Here is a 20,005-nt window from a genome sequence, read left to right on the forward strand (position 1 = left end):
TAATTGCCTGTTTTACTTACTAGTTCCTTTTTAGAACTAATCAATAAATATACAGAATACTTTTTTAAGTCAAACCATTTTTGATGACGGTCAAGTTTCGAAATCTAAGAATTATTTGATTTTTATTATGATTAAAAAGAGCTTTAAGTTTTTACGTTATCTTTTAATTTATAGTATTTTACAAAGACTATGTACCCTAAAAACTGAGATACATAGTCTTGATAGTTTTCTCTTATAAAGCGACACCACAAATGTCTTTAGACCCTGTTGGGTAAGTTTGAGTCATTTTAGAATGATCAATTAAAAACTCAATCGATACATCTTTGTTGATATCAACCGCAGCTAAATCCATGTGATTTGAGGTTAAGGAATAATATAAATTATCTAACTTAGATGGGAATGTCGCAAAATAACCTTTATTCATGCCATTAAAGACTAAACCAACTTGATTAGAGTTTTGATTTATATATATACCAATTTTTTGATAACCATCAATTGTAGCTTCAAGAGGTAAACTAAAACCATTAGAAACTAAAGTATTATCATTTGAAGTTGTCTGAATATAAAAATTATTAGTCGTAGGTCCATGTTGATAAGCAACTATAATATTTAAAGCTTTACCATTTTGCATAATACCCGCCGCGAGTGCTGGGAAAATATTTAGATAGCCCGTATTACTTATTTCTGGAACTTTAAATTTATATTCAAAAGCCAGTATTCCACTCGTAGGTATTGCTTTGTCACCACGAGTATATAGCATGGCAGACGAGTCATTTGCTGCAATAAATCTAGATAAGTATTCTTGGCTATATGCCATATAAATTTGATTTTGCTGAGATGTTTTATAAGAAAACTTAGTTCCACTTATTGTCGGAAACTTCTGTGCAGAACTATTTCCCAAAGACTGTAGAGGTGGTCCCACATGTTTGAACAACTAAAAGCTTATTTATAAGTGATACTCTGCTCTAGTTAAGCTACCTTATTTTGTTGTGGTAGCTGGTCATAGTAAAACTCATCTGGAGTCATTTTGTCCAGACTCGAATGAGGTCGTTTCAAATTATAAAATTCAAAATATGCGTTTAATTGCTTCTTCGCATCCAAAACATTGCTGTAGGCTTTGAGATACACCTCTTCATATTTAACGCTCCGCCATAATCGTTCAACCATCACATTATCAACCCATCGACCTTTACCATCCATACTGATTTGAATGCCATTTGATTTCAATACATCAATAAATGCATCACTGGTAAACTGACTGCCTTGGTCTGTATTAAATATTTCAGGTCGACCATATTTTTCAATAGCTTCATTTAATGTTTCTATGCAAAATGTAACCTCCATACTAATCGATACTCTATGCGCAAGTACCTTGCGGCTATGCCAATCAATCACAGCACATAAATAAACAAAGCCTTTTGCCATAGGGATATACGTTATATCCGTAGACCACACTTGATTACTGCGCTGAATAGCCAATCCTTTGAGCAGATATGGATATTTGCGGTGAGCTTGATTAGCCTGGCTTAAATTTGGTTTGCAATATAACGCATTAATGCCCATTTTCTTCATTAAAGTACGTGTATGACGTCGTCCTATATGATGTCCTTGACGATTCAACAAATCACGCATCATACGGCTACCTGCAAAAGGGTATTGCATATGTAACTCATCCATACAGCGCATCAGCTTCAGATCTGATGCACTCACAGGTTTTGGGCGATAGTAATAACAACCACGGGAGACTTTCAGCAGCTGAGCTTGCTTAGATACTGAAATCTGAAGTGAGTCATCGATTAACTTTTGTGGTTGAAGCGGCCCAGTTTCTTCAACACACCTTCTAAAAAATCAATTTCTAATGCCTGCTCACCGATTTTTGCATGTAGTTTTTTTAGATCGATGGGTGGTTCTGTTGGAGCTTTTGATTGATCGAAAGCTTGCGAGGAAGCTGAAATCAGTTGATTTTTCCAGTCGATAATTTGGTTTTGATGAACATCAAATTCAGCACTCAATTCAGCAAGTGTTTTTTCTGCTTTAATCGCAGCAAGTGCTACCTTAGCTTTAAAATCATTTGAATGATTTCTTCTTGGTCTACGTGCCATAAAATACTCCATATATTGATGTTTATAACATCATTTGGGGAGCAAAATATCACTTATAAGTGTTGTTCAAATTTCCTGATCCACCTCTCTGTATCTGTGTAGATGTTGCATCAAAGCTATAGGTACACTCAGCAAAAGAGTTATTCATACCCGAGATACCTATTATTGTTGCTAAAATTATCTTTTTCACGTCATTATCCTTTTTTATATTTGAACGTTTAGTATATATAAATACATAAATAATTTAATTAAATCCGATAAATGGAATACTTATCATTTCCTAATAATTAAAAAAACTAAATCTTATAATTAATCAAGCACTACCTCTTTTAAAGAAATAGTGCCTGAAATAATTAATAAGTCACTGTAACCACAACATTATCGGAGTAACTACCGGGTCTACTTGCAATCGTAGTACCTTGCGGAATTTTTCCATAAACTGTAGTCGTTTGAGCATTACCTGTTCCAGTACCAGACACTCCACCTGCGCCACTAATACTAGATACTCCACCCGTAGCATCCCACACCGAACTATAAGCAGCATCTTTATATAACTGGTAGGGAATAAACTCATTATTACTATTGGCCATACGCCTGAATCCTCCGCTTATACGGTTATTGCCATCCCCCAAATAAATCGTATAAGGCGTTCCATAGTTACATGTCGTATTTACAGCACCTTGTGTTGTGTAATCACGACTAGCCGTGCCAATATCGTTAATATTGCCAAAATCTACATTCGAGGTTGAGTTTAATTGGCAAAGTGTCGGCACTACAAAATTTGCTGTTAAAATTACACTTCCAGAGTCCCAGCTGAGTAAATCACCTAAACATAACACTGATAGAAGATCCATATCCCAAAATAGTTGAACTGTAGCTGTATATGTTCCTTGAGGATAAGCAATTAGTGATCCTGTACGTGCGGGTACCTTCACATTTACCGAATAGCTAAGAACATTGTTTGAAGCGATAGTTACCACTGGACCATACCAAACATTGGAGGTTTGGTTGGTGGTAGAAGAACCTGCTCCACCTACAGTTGCAGTAACCGTATAGGGTAAGGTCACGTTATTATTCGCAGTGGTTGCTCCTGTAAATACGGTCTTCATACACATAAACGGAGAGATCTGAGGTATTATCCCTCCATTCGTACAAGTAATTGTTCCTGAAAAGTTTACCGTTGCATCACTATTAATATTTGCTGCCGTGTAGGTAAACGTATTATTGGTCGTTCCAGCTACCGTACAAGCAGCATGTGACGGACTAAAAAATGCATAAATGATATAAAATAAGCAAATACCTATAAAATATTTTAAAGACAATGAAAATTTTTTATAGCTCTCTCTTTGAGCCTTATTAATACTATTTACTGACATATATAAGGTCCCAATTTTTTAGTTGAGTACTGATTACTGTTATAAGTGAAGTTAACCTGGCATGAACCATGATCGAGAAGATCTACTTCAAGTTTGTTTTGTCTTAATAAGTTTGGAACGAATACTTCACCATCGTAGCCCACTAGAGCATCTTGCTGTCCATTAATTCGAACGCTATAGCCTGGTAATAATGGCATGTTGTTTTTATCAACTATTCTCACCAAGCCTGAAACAACCTGATGTGCGCCAAAGTCAACTAGCGTCCCTTGGCGATAGCCCACGACTGTTTTTTGATCTGTAGATTTAACATTCCAATTTAAAGGAAGATATGATGGATCTAAATAAATATGGTTCTCTCTATATGGCATAAGACGAGGAATAAGAAATCTTCCAGACTTGTCAGTTGTTCCTAGATTTATCCCACCATTTATAATTTGGCTTTGCGGTCCGGCATTGGTGACAACAGCATAACCATCCCCTATTTCATTGGCCGCAAATATACGTCCTGCCGCCGCAACCAACGATCCTGTCGCTGAAAGTGCAACCTGGTCATTATCCCCAATTCGGTTATAACGACCTGTCAGATACGCAGCCCGTGCTCGGTAAGAACCATAGATCGATGCATTGTTAGTATGCGCATCCTGATCTCGCTCTACATATCCACCCCATCCAAATGAATTAATTTTTGGTTCCGATAAAACAAATACTTCTTGTCGGTAAGTCAGCCTGCCACTATCGCTAGATACGCTTGTAATCGCATTAGTTCTGGTAGACGGCGTATAGCGCAGCGCAAAGTAAATGCCATAGTCCTTATGGTTTTCATAATCTTTATAAGCTGAACTATAAAAACCCCAGTTCTTGTTTAAACTTCCGCTTAAGTTCGCAGACAGTAACTTATACGAGTTATCACTGTACTTGATCTGGTTATAACCGACATAAACACCATAGCCTGCATAAAAGTTATAGTTAATCCCTGCCCTAATAATCTCATCTGCCAGCGCGCTATAGCTAAGATAGTTCTGTGGCTCAGCACTAATCTGGTTTTCTTTTAAATATCGGATTTGAGATACACGGGCCAGATCAAAGTAGTTATCAAATACTTTGCGGTAACTGGTGTTAAATGAAATATTCTTGCTAATACGCCCTTCTAAACCGACCAGAGCCGAATAGCCGTTTTCATCCTTATACTGACTGGCGGCAATGTCGGCATTAATCACCCCCACACCAAACAAATTCTTGGCAAAACCTGTGCCGAGATTCGTCAAACCATCTGTTGAGGCTTCCACACCCCCACTTAAGGTCAGTGAGTTGCTATAACCATAACGAATTGCACCAGAGGCAAAGGTGGCATCATCATAATCGTTTGAGTACAGCCCATAGTTATAGCGTGGAACCCCAACATCTACTGAAAACTCATTTATGCCTTTTGCCAGAATCTTCGATGAAAAGTAGTAAGGTTTTTTAGTAATGATTTGCTGACCTGTGGCATCAGTCGTCACCAGTGTAACTTCATTTCCGGAAATAAACGGCAGTTGCTTAATGTCAAACGGGCCTGAAGGCACAAGTCCTGAATAAATCTTTTGCTGGTTAACGTATAAGTCCAGTGTTGAAGGCAGTGCCGCCGAACCGGAAAATTGCGGCAACGCCGAGGTAACAATATCACCACGCTGGGTATAGGCACTCGACCACTGGAAACCGGCAAGACGTACACTACTGCCCCAGTCAGAACTGTTGGAAACAAAGTCACCTAGGGTATATATCCTGACTTTTTCAGGGTCTACATATTGCCATTTACTTTCCAGACGCACCCACTTCTCATGGCTATAGCTCGTTTCATTACTACCGTTATATAAAATGCCTGATGAAAAGTTACCGAGTGCACTATTAAAAATTCCTTCAGCTGAACCTGAGAAAATACTCTCATCATTGGTTATGGTGTGGTACAGGCTGTAGTTCAGGATTGCAGCATTTAAGGGTTTCATTTTTAGCAAACCAGAACTAGTAGTTTGCTGACCACTTAACTCAACTGAGTAACCAGTTAACATGCTGGCGGGAACTTGCAAGTTTAAAGATTGCTCATTTTCCAGATATTTAAACTGGATTCCTTTAAGTTCATTAATACATACCCATTGGCTATCTGGAATATGCTCATCCATTTTCACTCTTAGCGTTTTTAAGTCGCCAGAACGAATATATAACTTTCCGTCCTTAGATTGTTTTACGGAAAACAAATCTTCTGAAGGATTAGAGTTAATAGAAATATTTAAAAATAACTGAATAAAATTAAGATTTTGCTCCTGTCCATTTGTCTTTTCCTGCGTATATTTATTATTGCCATCTATAGATTCAGGAACACTTGGAATCAAAGTATTCGTATGATCTACTAATTGTTCAGCAAATGAATGCGCTGGAAAGTACGCAACACATAAGACACCTATAATATATTTCATATAAGCCTCTTAAAGTGTGGTTTTCTTACCATTTACTGTCAGAGAAATACTATATTTATGATTTGGCTGATATGTAAAATTACTAATTGAATAACTTTTTTCTTGCTTTGCAAGAATATAGCCATTCACTGTATTTACCTTAATCGGATAACTCTTATTCTCTGTGTTATCTACAAGCGTTAAATCATTTAACAGTGCATGTCGATTCCCAACATTATTAATATTTAGGGAAGGTTCTTTTTGATGAGTATCAATTTTCCAATTTAGTTGAGTAATCGCATCTTTATTGACAACAAATACAGGTAATGACGAACGAAGCAATACATTTACACCTTGAGAAGCTTTTCGGCTATCAACAGGTTTGGGTAATTCATCAATAATAATACGGTAAGTTTTTTCACCAGAAATCGGCTCTGGATTAATTCTAACTACCCGTAAATTATAAGACTCATTAGGCTTTAGCTTTAAAAAAGGTGGACTAATATTGATTTCATCTGTAGGCGTTAATTGATCTTGCCCATTATTTTGAGTCCATTCAAATATACGTACCTGTAAATCAGCACTTTCATTTGACTGATTATATAAACTAATTGAAGATGCTTTCTGATGGCTTAAAACTTCCACTGTTACTGGTGAAAGACGGATTGTAGCTGCGTTAATAATGGTAGATAAAGATAAGAATAATCCCGTAATAATAAAAATATTTTTTTTCATGTTTTACTCAAATATATATCTTTTAATATATTAGCCCTTTCAAAAGGGCTAACAGTTTTTATAATTTATACAAATTAATAAGTTACCGTTATTGTCACCGTATCAACATAGCTACCCGCACTTGGCAACGCTGAGCCAGCAGGAATACGACCATATACGTTTACTGTTTGCACTGCACCACTCCCTGTACCACTATAAGCGGTTGTAGCAATTCCAATTGCAGTAGCACGTCCTGTATCTGAATATAAGTTATAAGGGATATATTCGTTACTTGTTGCACCACCAATCATACGGCGTTGGGTCGTTTGAGCATTTTTGCCGCCATCGAAAGCTAGAGTCCATGGCACAGTATTGTTACAAAGGACTTTAATTGAGGTACCTCCGGTCGTGGTGGTATCAGCATCTTCGTTAGTTGCGAGAGAGCTTAAAGTACCAAAATCCAAAACGGCATTTGTGGTTGTACCTGTTGCAGATGTATTCAGGACACAACTATTTGTTACTGTCGCCTTAACAGTTAATGTCCCCGTTGCTGTAGCGGCGTTTGCTGCATTAAAAGAAAATAATCCTACAGCAATTGCCGATAAATAAAAAAAAGTCTTTTTCATGTCCAAAACCTTTTAAACTAAATTGTCGAATTAATAGATATAAAAAAATTAACTCTTATCCTTACAATCATTTTTATTTGACTGCTCTTTTAAAGCTTATTTTTTATCCTATTTTAGTCATCATACATAAAAATAATTAAAATGTATGAGTATGTTTTTATTTTTATTTCTATTTAACAAAATACCATTACCCCAACTAACAAAACATAAACAAAAGTTAACAATCAAAATTACAAGATTTTGATTTATTTAAAATTAATAAATTACTATTAAAATTTATTTCCTAAATTTTAAATAAATATGTCAAAAATTTAGGTCTTTTAGATAAAAAACCATAAGGATTAAAATTTAGCTATACTATTTTTTGTCACATCAAAAGATATATTTAAAATAAATCATTAAAAACTCACCTTAACTAAAACAAATTATAGAGCGTATATAATTTTAATTTTTATGATGGGTAATATTGAACACTCTTTATTATGAAATTTATATAAAAATAAAGGCCTCTTAAGAGACCTTTATTAAGTATATTTAAATAATTAAATACTCAACATACTATTTAAAGTTTCAGAAACATTTTTAGATTTCACTTTAGGCTGCAAGGCTTGTAAAGCCTGTTGCACTTGAGTACGTTGAGGTTCTGCAAGCGTATACCAACGAGATAACACTTGTAATAAGCGTGAACCTAAAATTGGGTTTTTCTCGTCCAGATATTCTGCAAGATGAATAAAGTGAGCTACACCAAAGCCCCAAGTATTTTCAGGGTTATTTGACAAACCACCACTCACGGCGCGAATACGGTTTGGCGTAGTTAAGTCATAATCAGGATGTTGAGTTAAGTACTCAATTGTCTCAACTGTGGCATTTGGGTTTGCTGCCTGAATCATAAACCATTGGTCTAAAGACAATGCTTCGTCTTTAAAGCGGTTATAGAAATCAGCAAGGGCTTCTTGTGCTTGAGGCGCATTTTGCCAAACTAATACACGTAGCGCACCTAAACGTTCAGACATATTGCCTGTGCTTTGATATTGCTCGTAAGCCAATTCAAACGCACTTTGGTCGCCCTGACGCGCCATCATCATAAGCATAATGTTCTTTAATGCACGTACACCCATCGCTAAAGAAAATTCTTTTTGCAAGTCTGGGTCCAGGGTAAGGTAAGTCTCTTTCCAGAATGAACCCAAATCTTGTGCTAAACGATTCAACAGGGCTTCACGTTTTACATGAATATCGGCTGGTGCATAGTTTTGATCAATACGACTACCCAAATAACCTTCAGTTGGTACATCAAATAAACGGGATGCTAAAAGTGGATCACGACCAACTAAATCAGGCAATGTACTTTGAATAGCTTGAATATAGGTATCCGCTGAGTGATCTTCTAACAAAATACGTTCAAGCAAGGTTTGTGTTGCTTGCCATTGGTTAAAACCATTTGTTTCATGCTGAATCAAGAATGCTAATTCTTCATCACTGTAATCGAATATCAGATTTACAGGTGCAGAGAAGTTACGTAATAGCGATGCAACTGGTTGCTCAGTCACACCTGTAAACTCTATAGTAGCTTCATCTTGGTCAAACAAATACACACCATCTTTAACACCATTTACAAATAGACTGTCGCTATGAAGTGTATATTGCTCACCTGTTTTAGCATTAAATAGCGCCAACGCTACAGGAATCGGAACAGCTTTTAAGTTTGGATATTTCGGATGCGCTTTTAGGCTTTGTTTAAAGCTTAAACGATAAGTTTGTGCTGCTGCATCATATTCACCTTTCGCTTCAAGCTTTGGTGTACCCGGTTGGTTATACCAAGTTAAGAATGCAGATAAATCAACACCTGAACCCGCAGAGAGTGCAGCAACCCAGTCTTCAACAGTTACGGCTTGTCCATCATGACGGCGGAAATATTCATCCGTTCCCTGACGGAATTTTTCTTTACCCAGTAATGTCGACATCATGCGGTTAATTTCCGCACCTTTTTCATAAACAGTCGCTGTATAGAAGTTATTAATTTCGACAAAGTGGTCTGGGCGTGGAGGGTGTGACAATGGGCCTGCATCTTCTGGGAATTGATGCGATTTAAGAACAGCGACATCGTCAATACGTTGAACCGCAGCAGATTGCAGATCTTCCGAGAAAGATTGATCACGGAATACAGTTAAACCTTCTTTTAAGCACAACTGGAACCAGTCACGGCAAGTAATACGGTTACCTGTCCAGTTATGGAAATATTCATGGGCAATCACAGACTGTACACGCATAATCGCTGCGTCAGTTGTATATTCTTCATCGGCAAGTACACATGAGGTATTAAAGATATTTAAACCTTTATTTTCCATTGCACCCATGTTGAACTGGCTCACCGCCACAATCATATAGTTGTCGAGATCATAAGCACGGCCGTAGTGTTCTTCATCCCAGCGCATAGAATGCTTTAAAGCTTCCATCGCGATATGGCATTTTGGAATATCTTTCTCAATCGCATAGATTTCTAAAGCGACATCACGCCCTTCTGAAGTGGTATAACGATCTTTAAGAACAGCTAAATCACCAATCACACAAGCAAACAAATAGCTTGGCTTTTTAGTCGGGTCTTGCCAGATCGCAAAGTGGCGGTTTTCACCAACTTCACCGGTTTCAAGCAAGTTACCATTCGCAAGTAATACTGGATATTTTTTGTCTGCTTCTACACGTGTCGTAAAAACTGAAAGTACGTCTGGACGGTCTGGATAGAAGGTAATTTTGCGGAAACCTTCAGGCTCATTTTGCGTTACAAATAAGTCACCAGCTTTATATAAACCTTCAAGCTGAGTATTGGTTTCAGGGTGAATAATAACTTGAGTTTGTAAAATGACTTCATCTGGTGCATCAGTGATCACCAGTTGTTCACTATCGAGTGAATATTGTGCAGGAGTAAGATCTTGGCCATTGAGCTGAATAGATTGCAACTCAAGATCACGGCCCAATAGCACCAAGTCTCCGGCAGTTTGACGCTTCATGACCAATGTTGAATCAACAATTGTTTTATCGTCATAGACTTGAATATCAAGATTAATTGATTCAACCAAGAACGCAGGTTTTTGATAATCTTTTAAATAAACTGTTTGATCTGCCTGAACTGGAGGCTGCGCCGCAATATTCATCTTTATTCCTTATATACTTTTCGGAAACCGTAGTAAGAATTTTATGAATTTGATCATACACATTCATACATACTATGTTTGTTTACCTTTATAAAATTAATGGGACTTCATTTATACATTTCAAATTAGAATCGTCTTTTATTAGCACAGATTAGACCAAAATTACGATAATCGCTGTTTATATAATCAATCTATACAATAAAAATAAAACTCCTTTCGCTTTTAACATTTTTGAGGAGCTGCTTACATTTTGGGCATGGTTCTTGCCTTATCCAATATACCAGTATAAGTATTTCAATCAGAACAAGAGGAACTCACTATGGAATTAAAAGCTTATTTACATCGTTTAGAAAATATTAAAGCGATTCATGATCTAGATGCAGCAGGACTCGACCATCATGTGATTGCTGTGTTCTTGTCTGCCGAAGGTATTTCAATGACTGCTCAGGAGGTAACTACTATCGTTAATACTTATGACGCCTTAGGTAAAGTGAAATTACCAAGTAAAAAAGTGCAGGCACTTATCAATGCCAAAAAACTTGGACAAAATGATGAGACTTTACCGTGCCCTGTTTAATCTTAACTTTTAACCGCTTATGAAAACCTAAAGTCAAAACAAAGACTTTAGGTTTTCTATTTTTGCACCAAACAAAAAGACAATCACAGCTATCGGCCATGCGGCTGTGTATAATAGGTCAGTCGTGATTGATTTAAACGCTCGGAGCAAAATGGCCTTACAAATTCTACAAAAACAGCTAGATGAAAGTAGCCATTGCCCTCTCTGCCAAGCGTCGATGTATTGGGTAGATGCCGAACAATTTGAGCAAGACGTTCAATTTCATGAATGTAGCCATTGCCAACATCGTGTATTTAAAGACACAAAAATGACGTGCCACTGTGACCAATGCACAAAACAAAGAAAGAAACTTTTACAGCAAACCCGCCTACAAGAACAACGCCAGTTTAAGTCAAAAGATCAGCCACAACGCAGTCTGGAACAACTGAGTTTTTTACATAAACTTTTTTTACTAAGCCTACTTGATGACTACGCACGAGACGATGTTGCTCATGACGAATATATTCACTGGGATCAGATAAAATATCAGCCGATTACCCCCAACTGGATGTTCCAAAGCCATCTGATTAAACAGCTTCATAAAGATGGGATTTTAAATGCACAAGATCAAACCGATGAACCACAGTGCTTTTATTTAAATATTCGTCTAGATGGTTATAGTGACCCGAGTTTATTTAGTGTAGCTCAGCAACTACGTCACTGGTTTTATGAAAACCTAAGTCTTGGTATTCCATTTCGTAGTGCCGATGAAGTGAAAGATGTGCTGTTTCAGGTGCTCTACCAAGAAATTATTCAGTTCACCCAGTTCTATTGCCGAACTTGGGGTATCCAAATTGCAGGAAGCTCTAATTTTCAAACTTTTTGCTACCGTTTAATGGACTCATTGGCAATTGGACAAATTTATTATCTTATTCAGACTGCACTTGAATACCTTTATAAACAAAAGGCGTTACAGCCACGAAATGAAAAGTTTATTAACACCAATTTATTAAAGAAAACTTTAGAGCAATATCGGGAACGGGCTTTGGCCGAAAAGTGGGAAACTTCAATGTTGCCACGCCCTTACAATATTCCTTACAGTAAAATGAGCCACATATTGTTTAACCGCTTTTTAGGTTATGACGAACAGATTTTTGTACAACCTGTATGGAAAGCATGGCGAAAAATCGAACCTCGGTTAAACTTTTACTCGGTTAAACGTTGTATGTACTGTGGTTCAAATGATCTAAGTGTTGATTATGATGCAGCAGATTATGTGTCGTTGATTTGCCAAAACTGTAAACATCAAGATCACTATTTTACCCGTTAAATTTCTTATCTCTGGCTTAATAAGGATTATCAGATGACTTCGACATCCAACCTCATTGAACAGGTGATTGAAGCTTGGCAAAACATGCAGGCAAAAACGCCTCTTGTGCAATGTATTACCAACAGCGTTGCTGCCAACTATACAGCCAATGTGTTACTCGCTTCCGGTGCTTCACCTGCCATGATTGATAATCCTTATGAAGCAGAAAGCTTTACCAAAATTTCATCGGCTTTAAGCATTAATTTGGGTACACCGACTTCAGAGCAAATGCAAGCCATGCAAATCTCTGCTAAGACCGCACAGCTTAATGAAGTACCGTGGATACTCGATCCGGTGGGCTACGGACCAATTTTAGCTTGGCGCAGTCAAATGACAGACGAGCTTTTGCAGTTCAAACCAAACGTTATACGTGGTAATGCCTCAGAAATTAGCACGCTTGCAGGCAATCAGGTTCAATCAAAAGGTGTAGACAGCACTTTAAGCAGTGACCAAGCTTATCAACAAGCTTTTTCACTCTTAACGCATGCAAGCTGTATCGCTATTTCAGGTGAATCAGATTACATTTTATCTAACGAAATAGATGCTGTGATTCAAGTAAATGGTGGAAGCCCGTTACAACCCAAAATTACCGCAACTGGCTGCGCTTTGGGTGCATTAATTGCAGCCTATAGCGCTGTGACGACACCAACTATTGCAGCTCTTTCAGCTCATATTCATTTTGCAATTGCAGGTAAACTTGCTGCAAATCAAGCACAAACGATGGGTAGTTTTAGTAGCATATTTATGGATTATATCCATATGCTAGATGACAATCTGATTGAGCAATATGCAGATATCAAACTTTTAAATAAACAGGCATAACCTAAGTTATGCCTGAATGACACTAGACTCACTTTAAAAGTAAGTAGATATCTGTCACAAGGTCACATTCATTCACATCATGCACAAAGTTATGATAGTGAAAGAAAACCGGATAATCCCCTGCCTCTTCTGGTTGCTCAGGTAACCAGTTTCTAAAGATGTAATAGACGCTATCTTTAATCTGGTCATGGCTACCCAAATGTCTTACGGTTGCATAACGCCCCGCAGGAATTTCACCTGTCTGTACACCATAAGTATTTTCAGATACAGCCTTTTCAATTGAACCGGCAATATCAAATCGAAACTCATCAGATGGTGTCTGCTCAGGGTCAGCAAAAGGAATACCATAAGTTCTAGACTTGGTCACTGGTGACAAACCTGTTTCTTTGCGCCAAGCAATAAAACGTGCAGCCGTTTCAAAGACTTTATCAGGGCTTCCTAAATGCGATAAATACGCAATCTTTTCAGCAGGTCGCTCAACAATATTTACATTCATTTTTAACTCACTTTTTGGAATCGTAAAAACAAACTTCTGGTGCCAAGATTCCCAGTCCGGTTTATCTCTAAAAGCTCGAGGAGTTTGATCAAATGAACGCTTAAATGCACGAGTAAATGCCTCTGGACTATCAAACCCTGCTTGTAATGCAATCTCAATAATCTTGAGATCAGGTTCAAAAGCCAATTGAAAAGAGGCCCGCTTTAAACGAGAAAGTTGAATAAACTTCATCACATTTAAACCAATATGAATGGCAAAAATGCGATGAAAATGGAACTTAGATAAAGCTGCGATCTGGCTCAATCGATCAACATCTAGGTCTTCATCTAGATGTCTTTGAATATAATCGCAAACCAGTTGCAGCTTTTGTGTATATACAGCCATACATTCATGTCTGTTCATTCGATAGCACTACTTTTACATAATGCTCATCGCTATTCTTGATCGAAATTGCGTTTTTTAGAATTATACAACTTGCTTAAAATAATCATCTCTTGGCATGTCGATAAGCTCAACACACAATTGAATTTCTTTATTAAACTCTTGTGGTAGATATTTTTTGTTGCTGAGCGCCGCCAACAATTGCTCCCCCATAAGCTGTTTTTGTTCAGCAGTTCTTCCCGACAAAATATAGGCTTTTACATGGATATAGGCTTGATCAACCCCTAAGCCAATCAGAAAAACTTCATCTTTACGTGCACGGCTTTTGATGTCTTCTGGACTAAACACCTCTGTTTCAATCAGCGTGGTATTAATTTCTTCAAGTAATTGTTTTGCATTTAGTCCAGTTAAGTTATCTGAATAATCAACTACAACGTGCGGCATAGCCACCTCAATTTATATAATAAGTCATTAAGCCCATTAAACTTTATTCAATAAATAATAAAGCTAATCGAACTTGATCATATCCCATTCGAGGGCTAGTTGCTTCAACAATTGGTCTTAGTTTGATCGAACCATCATCAGAAAAATGATCTGGATTTTGACGCTTTTTCAACTTCTTATAAATTTTACGCACTTCTTCAACAACTTCCTCACCTGGGTGGGCAACTGAAATATCTAGTTTTTGCTCTTTATGAAGTCGAGCCAAGTGATTAATAATAGTTGCTGGTGTTAGACCACGTTCGTGCGCGATGTCTTCAATTTCGTAACCTTCTTCAAATAAGACACGCGTCTCGTCTAGCGTTGCCGTAGCATAATTTTGCTTACCACCTTTTGCGAGTTTCTTCTCATTACGAGAAATCTCGGTTTCATTTAAGGTGCCCCCACAGTGACGGATAAAGGCTTTGTGCTGGGCGGTTAAATCGACATCAGCAAAATTATCTTCGGCTTCAGCCGATAATTCCTGAAAACGGCGATCGGCTTTTACAGCGAGACTATCTAACTCTAAGGCCTGCTCATTAAATCCTAATAATTTTAATCCTGTTAAAGATTTCAAACGTGAGAGCGCAACATAACCTTGCCCTTTTTCAAAGGTGTGCATCAGGTTAATTTCAGCAGCTTCCAAAGTCATACCTTGGCTTTTATGAATGGTAATCGCCCAAGCTAAACGAAGTGGAATTTGCTGGAAACTTGCAATGACTTTTCCGGCTTCATTTTCAATTGACCATGTTTCAGGTGCTACCAGCAAAGTTGTACCGTCGGTTAATTTTACCTTTGGTAGTAACCCGTTTTCATCATCTTCCTCAAAGCCGATCACCTCACCTAAACTTCCGTTGATATAACCCATATCAAAGTTGTTTTTTACAAACATGACTTTGGCATGTTTTTTCAAAGTAAGTTCTTCTGGTGCACGAACTGAGGATTTTAAAGTTTCTAATAGTTTTTCATTACCATCTAAAACTGCATTAAATTGATGTCCTTCATTATCAATTTCATTTAAGTGCTGATAATTGATATTGTCGACATCCATATTGTGCGTATAAAGACGAGTAAATGTCTCACCAATGTCATGTGCACGTGATTGATGTAAAGCTTGCAAATGTTCAGCTTGAATACTTTGCGCACGGATGGCATTTAAAATCTGATTTAAAATTTCATCGTCTTGGCGGTGCTGTTCTGTTAAGTAGCATACGCGGAATTTGGCTTCGACCCATGCATCTGACATAAAACAGAACTTATCGCGATTAGCTTCACCATTACGGCCTACAGGTGGCAACTGGAAAAAATCTCCAGCCACAATCACTTGAATGCCACCAAAAGCTTCATCACTTTCTTTAAAATATTTTAAAACCTGATTGACCAGATTGAGCTGCTTCGCATGTAGCATCGAGATTTCATCAATGACGAGAACTTGCGCATTTTCAAGGTGTTCCTTGAGATATTTACGCTCTTTCATACGTTTTAGATCGTCGTCAGTTAACTGATCTTTAATGCCGATGCCCGCCCACGTATGAATGGTCATACCGTTCATATGCGTTGCAGCAATACCTGTCGATGCTGTAATCGCTACAGGCACTTTACGTGCTTTTAGATATTGGATGTACTGATTGAGTGTATAGGTTTTCCCTGCACCAGCCGAACCGGTTAAAAAAACATTTTCACCTGCTTTGAGCAGTTTAAGTGCAGTTTCCTGTTTCATAATCTCATATGTACATCTTCAACAGCCCATAGCTTAACGATTTTCCCGAAAAATTTAAATGAATGAACCAAACTTTCTATAAAAACAATATAAATCAACTACTAATATCAAGTTTGTATTTGGTAGGTTTTTGGTAGGTAGGAAAATAATCTACACATCACAATACTAAGCCCATGGTGAGGCTCACCTGTAATAACAAACAATGGATTTATGGAAAAAGGAATCACTCCATGGCTTTTAAAAATATTGCAGATCAAACAAACGGTTTTTATATTCCTTGCGTATCACTCTTTGGTCCAGGATGTGCCAAAGAAATTGGTACAAAAGCACAAAATCTCGGCGCAAAAAAAGCATTAATTGTGACCGATGAAGGGCTATTTAAATTTGGCGTTGCAGATCTTATTGCAAGCTATTTAACCGAAGCAGGCGTAGCGAGCCATATTTTCCCGGGCGCGGAACCTAACCCAACCGATATTAATGTTCACAATGGCGTGAAAGCCTATAACGACAATGGGTGTGACTTTATTGTTTCGCTAGGCGGTGGTTCATCTCATGACTGTGCGAAAGGAATTGGTTTGGTCACTGCAGGTGGTGGTCATATTCGTGACTACGAAGGCATCGATAAAAGTAAAGTACCAATGACACCACTGATTGCAGTGAATACAACGGCAGGTACTGCATCTGAAATGACTCGCTTCTGTATTATTACCAATACCGACACTCACGTAAAAATGGCAATTGTTGACTGGCGTTGTACCCCACTTATTGCTATCGATGACCCGAAACTCATGATTGCAAAACCAGCGGGTTTAACAGCAGCAACTGGTATGGATGCGTTAACCCATGCGGTTGAAGCATATGTGTCTACGGCGGCAAACCCAATTACCGATGCGTGTGCTGAAAAAGCAATCACCATGATTAGTCAATGGTTACAGCCTGCTGTCGCAAATGGTGAAAACATCGAAGCACGTGATGCAATGAGTTATGCGCAGTACTTGGCTGGTATGGCATTTAACAATGCATCTTTAGGTTATGTCCATGCAATGGCTCACCAGTTAGGCGGTTTCTATAACCTACCTCACGGTGTATGTAACGCAATCTTGCTACCACATGTTTGTGAATTTAACTTAATTGCTTGTCCAGATCGTTATGCAAAAATCGCAGAGTTAATGGGTGTAAATACGCAAGGACTCACCGTAACAGAAGCTGCGTATGCCGCAATTGATGCCATCCGTAAACTGTCTTCTTCAATTGGTATCCCATCTGGCTTAACAGAATTGGGCGTAAAAACCGAAGACCTCGCGGTTATGGCCGATAACGCTCAAAAAGATGCATGTATGTTGACCAACCCTCGTAAAGCAAACCATGCACAAGTTGTGGAGATTTTCAAAGCCGCTCTTTAATACTGATGTAACTCTATGTTCCTGTAGTAAGTCAAATCCCTCCGACCGTTGACTTACTTTTTGGGAATACTTAGCTCCAGCGGTATTCCCTTTTTTTTAAAACCTATACTCCAACCTTCTCTAAACCTGATTGACAATTTGCCCATTTCATTGAAGGATACTCAACATGACTTAATGACAATAGCTCGATAAAAATGAATACATCTACAGCTAAACACAATTATGCCCCAGATATTTTAGGTGCCGGCTACGAACAGCTAACACTCAACTTTCCAGATGATTATGAAGGTAAAGTTATAGCCACCTTAGTTCGTAAAAAGACCACTCAGCCAACTCAAAAAGCCGTACTTTATATTCATGGTTTTTTAGATTATTTCTTTCAAACTGAAATGGCCGAGCAATTCAATGCGCATGGCTATGACTTCTATGCACTCGATTTAAGAAAATATGGCCGCTCAAAGTTGCCTCATCAAATTTTCTATAATGTGCTTGATTTAAATGAATATGATGCCGAAATTACTCAAGCATTAGAGATCATTGGCGAAGAGCAGCACACCCAAGTATTACTTGCAGGTCATTCGACTGGCGGTTTGACAGCAACGCTTTATGCTACTCATCATCCAGATCATCCACTTATTAAAGCACTATGGGCCAATAGTCCGTTTTACGACTTCAATTTAAGTTTAGTTGAAAAGAAATTTGGTATCCCAATGCTCAGTCGAGTAGGAAAATATCTGCCTAAAGTTAAATTTCCAAGCAAACTTAACAAATGGTACACCACCAGTCTTCACAAACAACTTAAGGGTGAATGGGACTTCAACCTGGATTGGAAACCGACCTCTGCCCCTACAGTTCAACTTAGCTTTCTACATGCGATTCATACAGCACAAAAAGAAATTCACCACGGCGTTAAGCTAAACGTCCCCGCACTGATTATGCATTCGCATCAAACTAAAAATCCACGTAAATGGGGGCCAGATGCAACCCAAAGTGATGTTATTTTAGATGTTAAAGACATTGCGAAATTCGGTAAAAAAATAAAGGGCGATGTTTCGGTTGTCTCTATTCACAATGGCTTACACGATTTAGTCCTTTCGGCCCAGCCAGTGCGGAATCAAGTCTATCAACAACTATTCCAGTGGCTGGATCAAAAAATCACCTAACTTAGCTTAGGTGAGTCAATATATTTCACCAGCAGTTGATGCGCAGGATGTTCACTCGGTAATAGCTCCATAAGACGTTCTACCGCATCGATTGCTTCGGGAAAATGAGCTAAATGCTTAAGTAATAAATCCGTTTCTTGGGTTTTAAAAATTGCATCGCTCAAGCGTGACTCAAGGCAGTCGCGCCATGCACACAGAAACGGACTTTCGGTTTTTGCCAGAAAAACACCGGTATAAAGCTGTAAAGCAGAAGCCGCATATCCTGCATCGAGTGCTTGTTCAGCTTGTAAGAAATCGGCTTCAACATGCACAAGTAGCCGATATGGGCGTGAACCAAGCAAACCTCCTAAAATATCTCGCAGTTGAGACATTTCAGCTTTAAGCGTACCCATGCTGACTTTGCGCTCACCATAGAGTGCCTGATAAAGATGTTCTAAAGTTAAGCCATGTGGACATAGTGCCAATATGGTTAAAATTTCAATTTGCCGCGGTGTTAATAATAAACTTTTACCATTAAATTTAACTTGTGGCGTCGAAAATGCCCGAATATGTAATTGTTGGCGTTGTTGCTCTAGCAAAGCAGATTGAATAATGGATGCACAACGTTCGGCAGCCAATATTCCTAAGCTATTATGATTCTTCCATGTAGTTGATAAATCAACCACACCTAGTGTTTGTTTTGAATATGGATCGATAATTGGTGCGGCATAACATACCCAATCATGAATCGACTCCATGTAATGTTCATTTGAAAAAACACAGCTTGATTGTTGAGTTTTTAAAGATAAAGCTAAGGCATTTGTACCGACAAATTCTTCACGCCACTGCCCGCCTTGTACAAAATGCACGCGTTCAGCAGCACTTTGCATTTGGGCACTGGGTGCAGTCCAAATAATGGTACTGCCGATATCACCGACAGCAATCACCATTGAAGATTGCTCTGCAATATGACGTAAGTCGTCACCACACTGACTTAAAGCCATATCTAAAGCATTTTGTGAGGCAGATTTTTTTTCGACTAATGGAGCCGCAAAGCGTTCTTTAGGAATCGCAGCAGAAGCTGATCGCTCCCATGAGCTTGCAATACTTTGGCCGAGTTTGGCAGCGTTTTGAGGAGAGAGACTATTTTGCGTGCGCAGTTGATCAATCAACATCCGTTGCTGCAATAAATCCTTTTTTGTGAACATTTGTAAATTCCTTATATATCCACATTTCTATT

General features: G+C 38.2%; 15 protein-coding genes and 1 pseudogene. 5 read left to right on the top strand and 11 right to left on the bottom strand.

Features of this window, described 5'->3' with window-relative positions; genetic code table 11:
• Positions 1 to 232: 232 nt before the first annotated feature.
• The 7 genes and pseudogenes from CSB87_RS02490 to pepN form a co-directional block, all read right to left on the bottom strand.
• Positions 233 to 910, bottom strand: a pseudogene (locus CSB87_RS02490) (DUF4882 family protein); the annotation flags it as partial.
• A 59-nt stretch (positions 911 to 969) separates the two neighbouring features.
• A protein-coding gene (locus CSB87_RS02495) for an IS3 family transposase (protein WP_223235881.1) occupies positions 970 to 2,102 on the bottom strand; the annotation gives its coding sequence in 2 pieces (ribosomal slippage) (positions 970 to 1,850 and positions 1,850 to 2,102; 1,134 coding nt in all).
• 353 nt (positions 2,103 to 2,455) lie between these two features.
• On the bottom strand, positions 2,456 to 3,478 hold the full coding sequence (locus CSB87_RS02505; protein ID WP_031960006.1) for a spore coat U domain-containing protein: 1,023 nt from the start codon (positions 3,476 to 3,478) through the stop codon (positions 2,456 to 2,458).
• Positions 3,469 to 5,928, bottom strand: a complete 2,460-nt coding sequence (locus tag CSB87_RS02510) for a fimbria/pilus outer membrane usher protein (RefSeq protein WP_031952749.1) — start codon at positions 5,926 to 5,928, stop codon at positions 3,469 to 3,471. The genes CSB87_RS02505 and CSB87_RS02510 overlap by 10 nt, the downstream gene beginning before the upstream one ends.
• A gap of 9 nt (positions 5,929 to 5,937) precedes the next feature.
• Positions 5,938 to 6,642 carry a molecular chaperone gene (locus tag CSB87_RS02515; RefSeq protein WP_031952751.1) on the bottom strand — a complete coding sequence of 235 codons (705 nt, stop codon included), beginning with the start codon at positions 6,640 to 6,642 and terminating at the stop codon, positions 5,938 to 5,940.
• 74 nt (positions 6,643 to 6,716) lie between these two features.
• Entirely contained in the window at positions 6,717 to 7,253 is a 537-nt protein-coding gene (locus CSB87_RS02520) for a spore coat U domain-containing protein (RefSeq protein ID WP_209701231.1), read from the bottom strand.
• A gap of 536 nt (positions 7,254 to 7,789) precedes the next feature.
• Entirely contained in the window at positions 7,790 to 10,396 is a 2,607-nt protein-coding gene (gene pepN / locus CSB87_RS02525) for an aminopeptidase N (RefSeq protein ID WP_004708165.1), read from the bottom strand.
• Between the two features lie 319 nt (positions 10,397 to 10,715).
• Here pepN and CSB87_RS02530 point away from each other — a divergent pair, with 319 nt between their 5' ends.
• The 3 genes from CSB87_RS02530 to thiM all read left to right on the top strand — a co-directional run bounded on the left by CSB87_RS02530 (position 10,716) and on the right by thiM (position 13,143).
• Entirely contained in the window at positions 10,716 to 10,973 is a 258-nt protein-coding gene (locus tag CSB87_RS02530; RefSeq protein ID WP_000420541.1) for a hypothetical protein, read from the top strand.
• A 151-nt stretch (positions 10,974 to 11,124) separates the two neighbouring features.
• Positions 11,125 to 12,282 (top strand): hypothetical protein, encoded by a 1,158-nt coding sequence (locus tag CSB87_RS02535; protein WP_031952753.1) that lies wholly within the window; start codon positions 11,125 to 11,127, stop codon positions 12,280 to 12,282.
• Between the two features lie 33 nt (positions 12,283 to 12,315).
• Positions 12,316 to 13,143 carry a hydroxyethylthiazole kinase gene (gene thiM / locus CSB87_RS02540; protein ID WP_031952755.1) on the top strand — a complete coding sequence of 276 codons (828 nt, stop codon included), beginning with the start codon at positions 12,316 to 12,318 and terminating at the stop codon, positions 13,141 to 13,143.
• Positions 13,144 to 13,171: 28 nt separating this feature from the next.
• Here thiM and CSB87_RS02545 read toward each other — a convergent pair whose 3' ends face one another.
• The 3 genes from CSB87_RS02545 to CSB87_RS02555 all read right to left on the bottom strand — a co-directional run bounded on the left by CSB87_RS02545 (position 13,172) and on the right by CSB87_RS02555 (position 16,220).
• The gene (locus CSB87_RS02545; RefSeq protein WP_106105024.1) at positions 13,172 to 14,023 is read right to left on the bottom strand and encodes an AraC family transcriptional regulator; all 852 of its coding nucleotides are present in this window, start codon (positions 14,021 to 14,023) and stop codon (positions 13,172 to 13,174) included.
• Between the two features lie 81 nt (positions 14,024 to 14,104).
• Positions 14,105 to 14,464, bottom strand: coding sequence for a 5-carboxymethyl-2-hydroxymuconate Delta-isomerase (locus CSB87_RS02550; protein ID WP_213065513.1), 360 nt, complete (start codon positions 14,462 to 14,464; stop codon positions 14,105 to 14,107).
• 43 nt (positions 14,465 to 14,507) lie between these two features.
• Positions 14,508 to 16,220: an AAA family ATPase gene (locus CSB87_RS02555; RefSeq protein WP_017393254.1), complete on the bottom strand. Its 1,713-nt coding sequence runs from the start codon at positions 16,218 to 16,220 to the stop codon at positions 14,508 to 14,510.
• A 230-nt stretch (positions 16,221 to 16,450) separates the two neighbouring features.
• Here CSB87_RS02555 and mdh point away from each other — a divergent pair, with 230 nt between their 5' ends.
• Both mdh and CSB87_RS02565 read left to right on the top strand, forming a co-directional pair.
• The gene (gene mdh, locus CSB87_RS02560; RefSeq protein ID WP_002049024.1) at positions 16,451 to 17,623 is read left to right on the top strand and encodes an iron-dependent methanol dehydrogenase; all 1,173 of its coding nucleotides are present in this window, start codon (positions 16,451 to 16,453) and stop codon (positions 17,621 to 17,623) included.
• Positions 17,624 to 17,817: 194 nt separating this feature from the next.
• The gene (locus CSB87_RS02565) at positions 17,818 to 18,786 is read left to right on the top strand and encodes an alpha/beta hydrolase (protein WP_031952758.1); all 969 of its coding nucleotides are present in this window, start codon (positions 17,818 to 17,820) and stop codon (positions 18,784 to 18,786) included.
• Here CSB87_RS02565 and CSB87_RS02570 read toward each other — a convergent pair.
• Positions 18,783 to 19,973 carry a helix-turn-helix domain-containing protein gene (locus CSB87_RS02570; protein ID WP_016804419.1) on the bottom strand — a complete coding sequence of 397 codons (1,191 nt, stop codon included), beginning with the start codon at positions 19,971 to 19,973 and terminating at the stop codon, positions 18,783 to 18,785. The two genes, CSB87_RS02565 and CSB87_RS02570, sit on opposite strands and share 4 nt — an antisense overlap.
• Positions 19,974 to 20,005: the final 32 nt, after the last annotated feature.

The organism is Acinetobacter sp. AR_0276, assembly GCF_003000705.1.
Taxonomy (GTDB): Bacteria; Pseudomonadota; Gammaproteobacteria; order Pseudomonadales; family Moraxellaceae; genus Acinetobacter; species Acinetobacter nosocomialis.

Coding starts and splice junctions, on each gene's coding strand:
- CSB87_RS02505 (WP_031960006.1), bottom strand. CDS start 3,478: ATGTCAGTAAATAGTATTAATAAGGCTCAAAGAGAGAGCTATAAAAAA.
- CSB87_RS02510 (WP_031952749.1), bottom strand. CDS start 5,928: ATGAAATATATTATAGGTGTCTTATGTGTTGCGTACTTTCCAGCGCAT.
- CSB87_RS02515 (WP_031952751.1), bottom strand. CDS start 6,642: ATGAAAAAAAATATTTTTATTATTACGGGATTATTCTTATCTTTATCT.
- pepN (WP_004708165.1), bottom strand. CDS start 10,396: ATGAATATTGCGGCGCAGCCTCCAGTTCAGGCAGATCAAACAGTTTAT.
- CSB87_RS02530 (WP_000420541.1), top strand. CDS start 10,716: ATGGAATTAAAAGCTTATTTACATCGTTTAGAAAATATTAAAGCGATT.
- CSB87_RS02535 (WP_031952753.1), top strand. CDS start 11,125: ATGGCCTTACAAATTCTACAAAAACAGCTAGATGAAAGTAGCCATTGC.
- thiM (WP_031952755.1), top strand. CDS start 12,316: ATGACTTCGACATCCAACCTCATTGAACAGGTGATTGAAGCTTGGCAA.
- CSB87_RS02545 (WP_106105024.1), bottom strand. CDS start 14,023: ATGGCTGTATATACACAAAAGCTGCAACTGGTTTGCGATTATATTCAA.
- CSB87_RS02550 (WP_213065513.1), bottom strand. CDS start 14,464: ATGCCGCACGTTGTAGTTGATTATTCAGATAACTTAACTGGACTAAAT.
- CSB87_RS02555 (WP_017393254.1), bottom strand. CDS start 16,220: ATGAAACAGGAAACTGCACTTAAACTGCTCAAAGCAGGTGAAAATGTT.
- mdh (WP_002049024.1), top strand. CDS start 16,451: ATGGCTTTTAAAAATATTGCAGATCAAACAAACGGTTTTTATATTCCT.
- CSB87_RS02565 (WP_031952758.1), top strand. CDS start 17,818: ATGAATACATCTACAGCTAAACACAATTATGCCCCAGATATTTTAGGT.
- CSB87_RS02570 (WP_016804419.1), bottom strand. CDS start 19,973: ATGTTCACAAAAAAGGATTTATTGCAGCAACGGATGTTGATTGATCAA.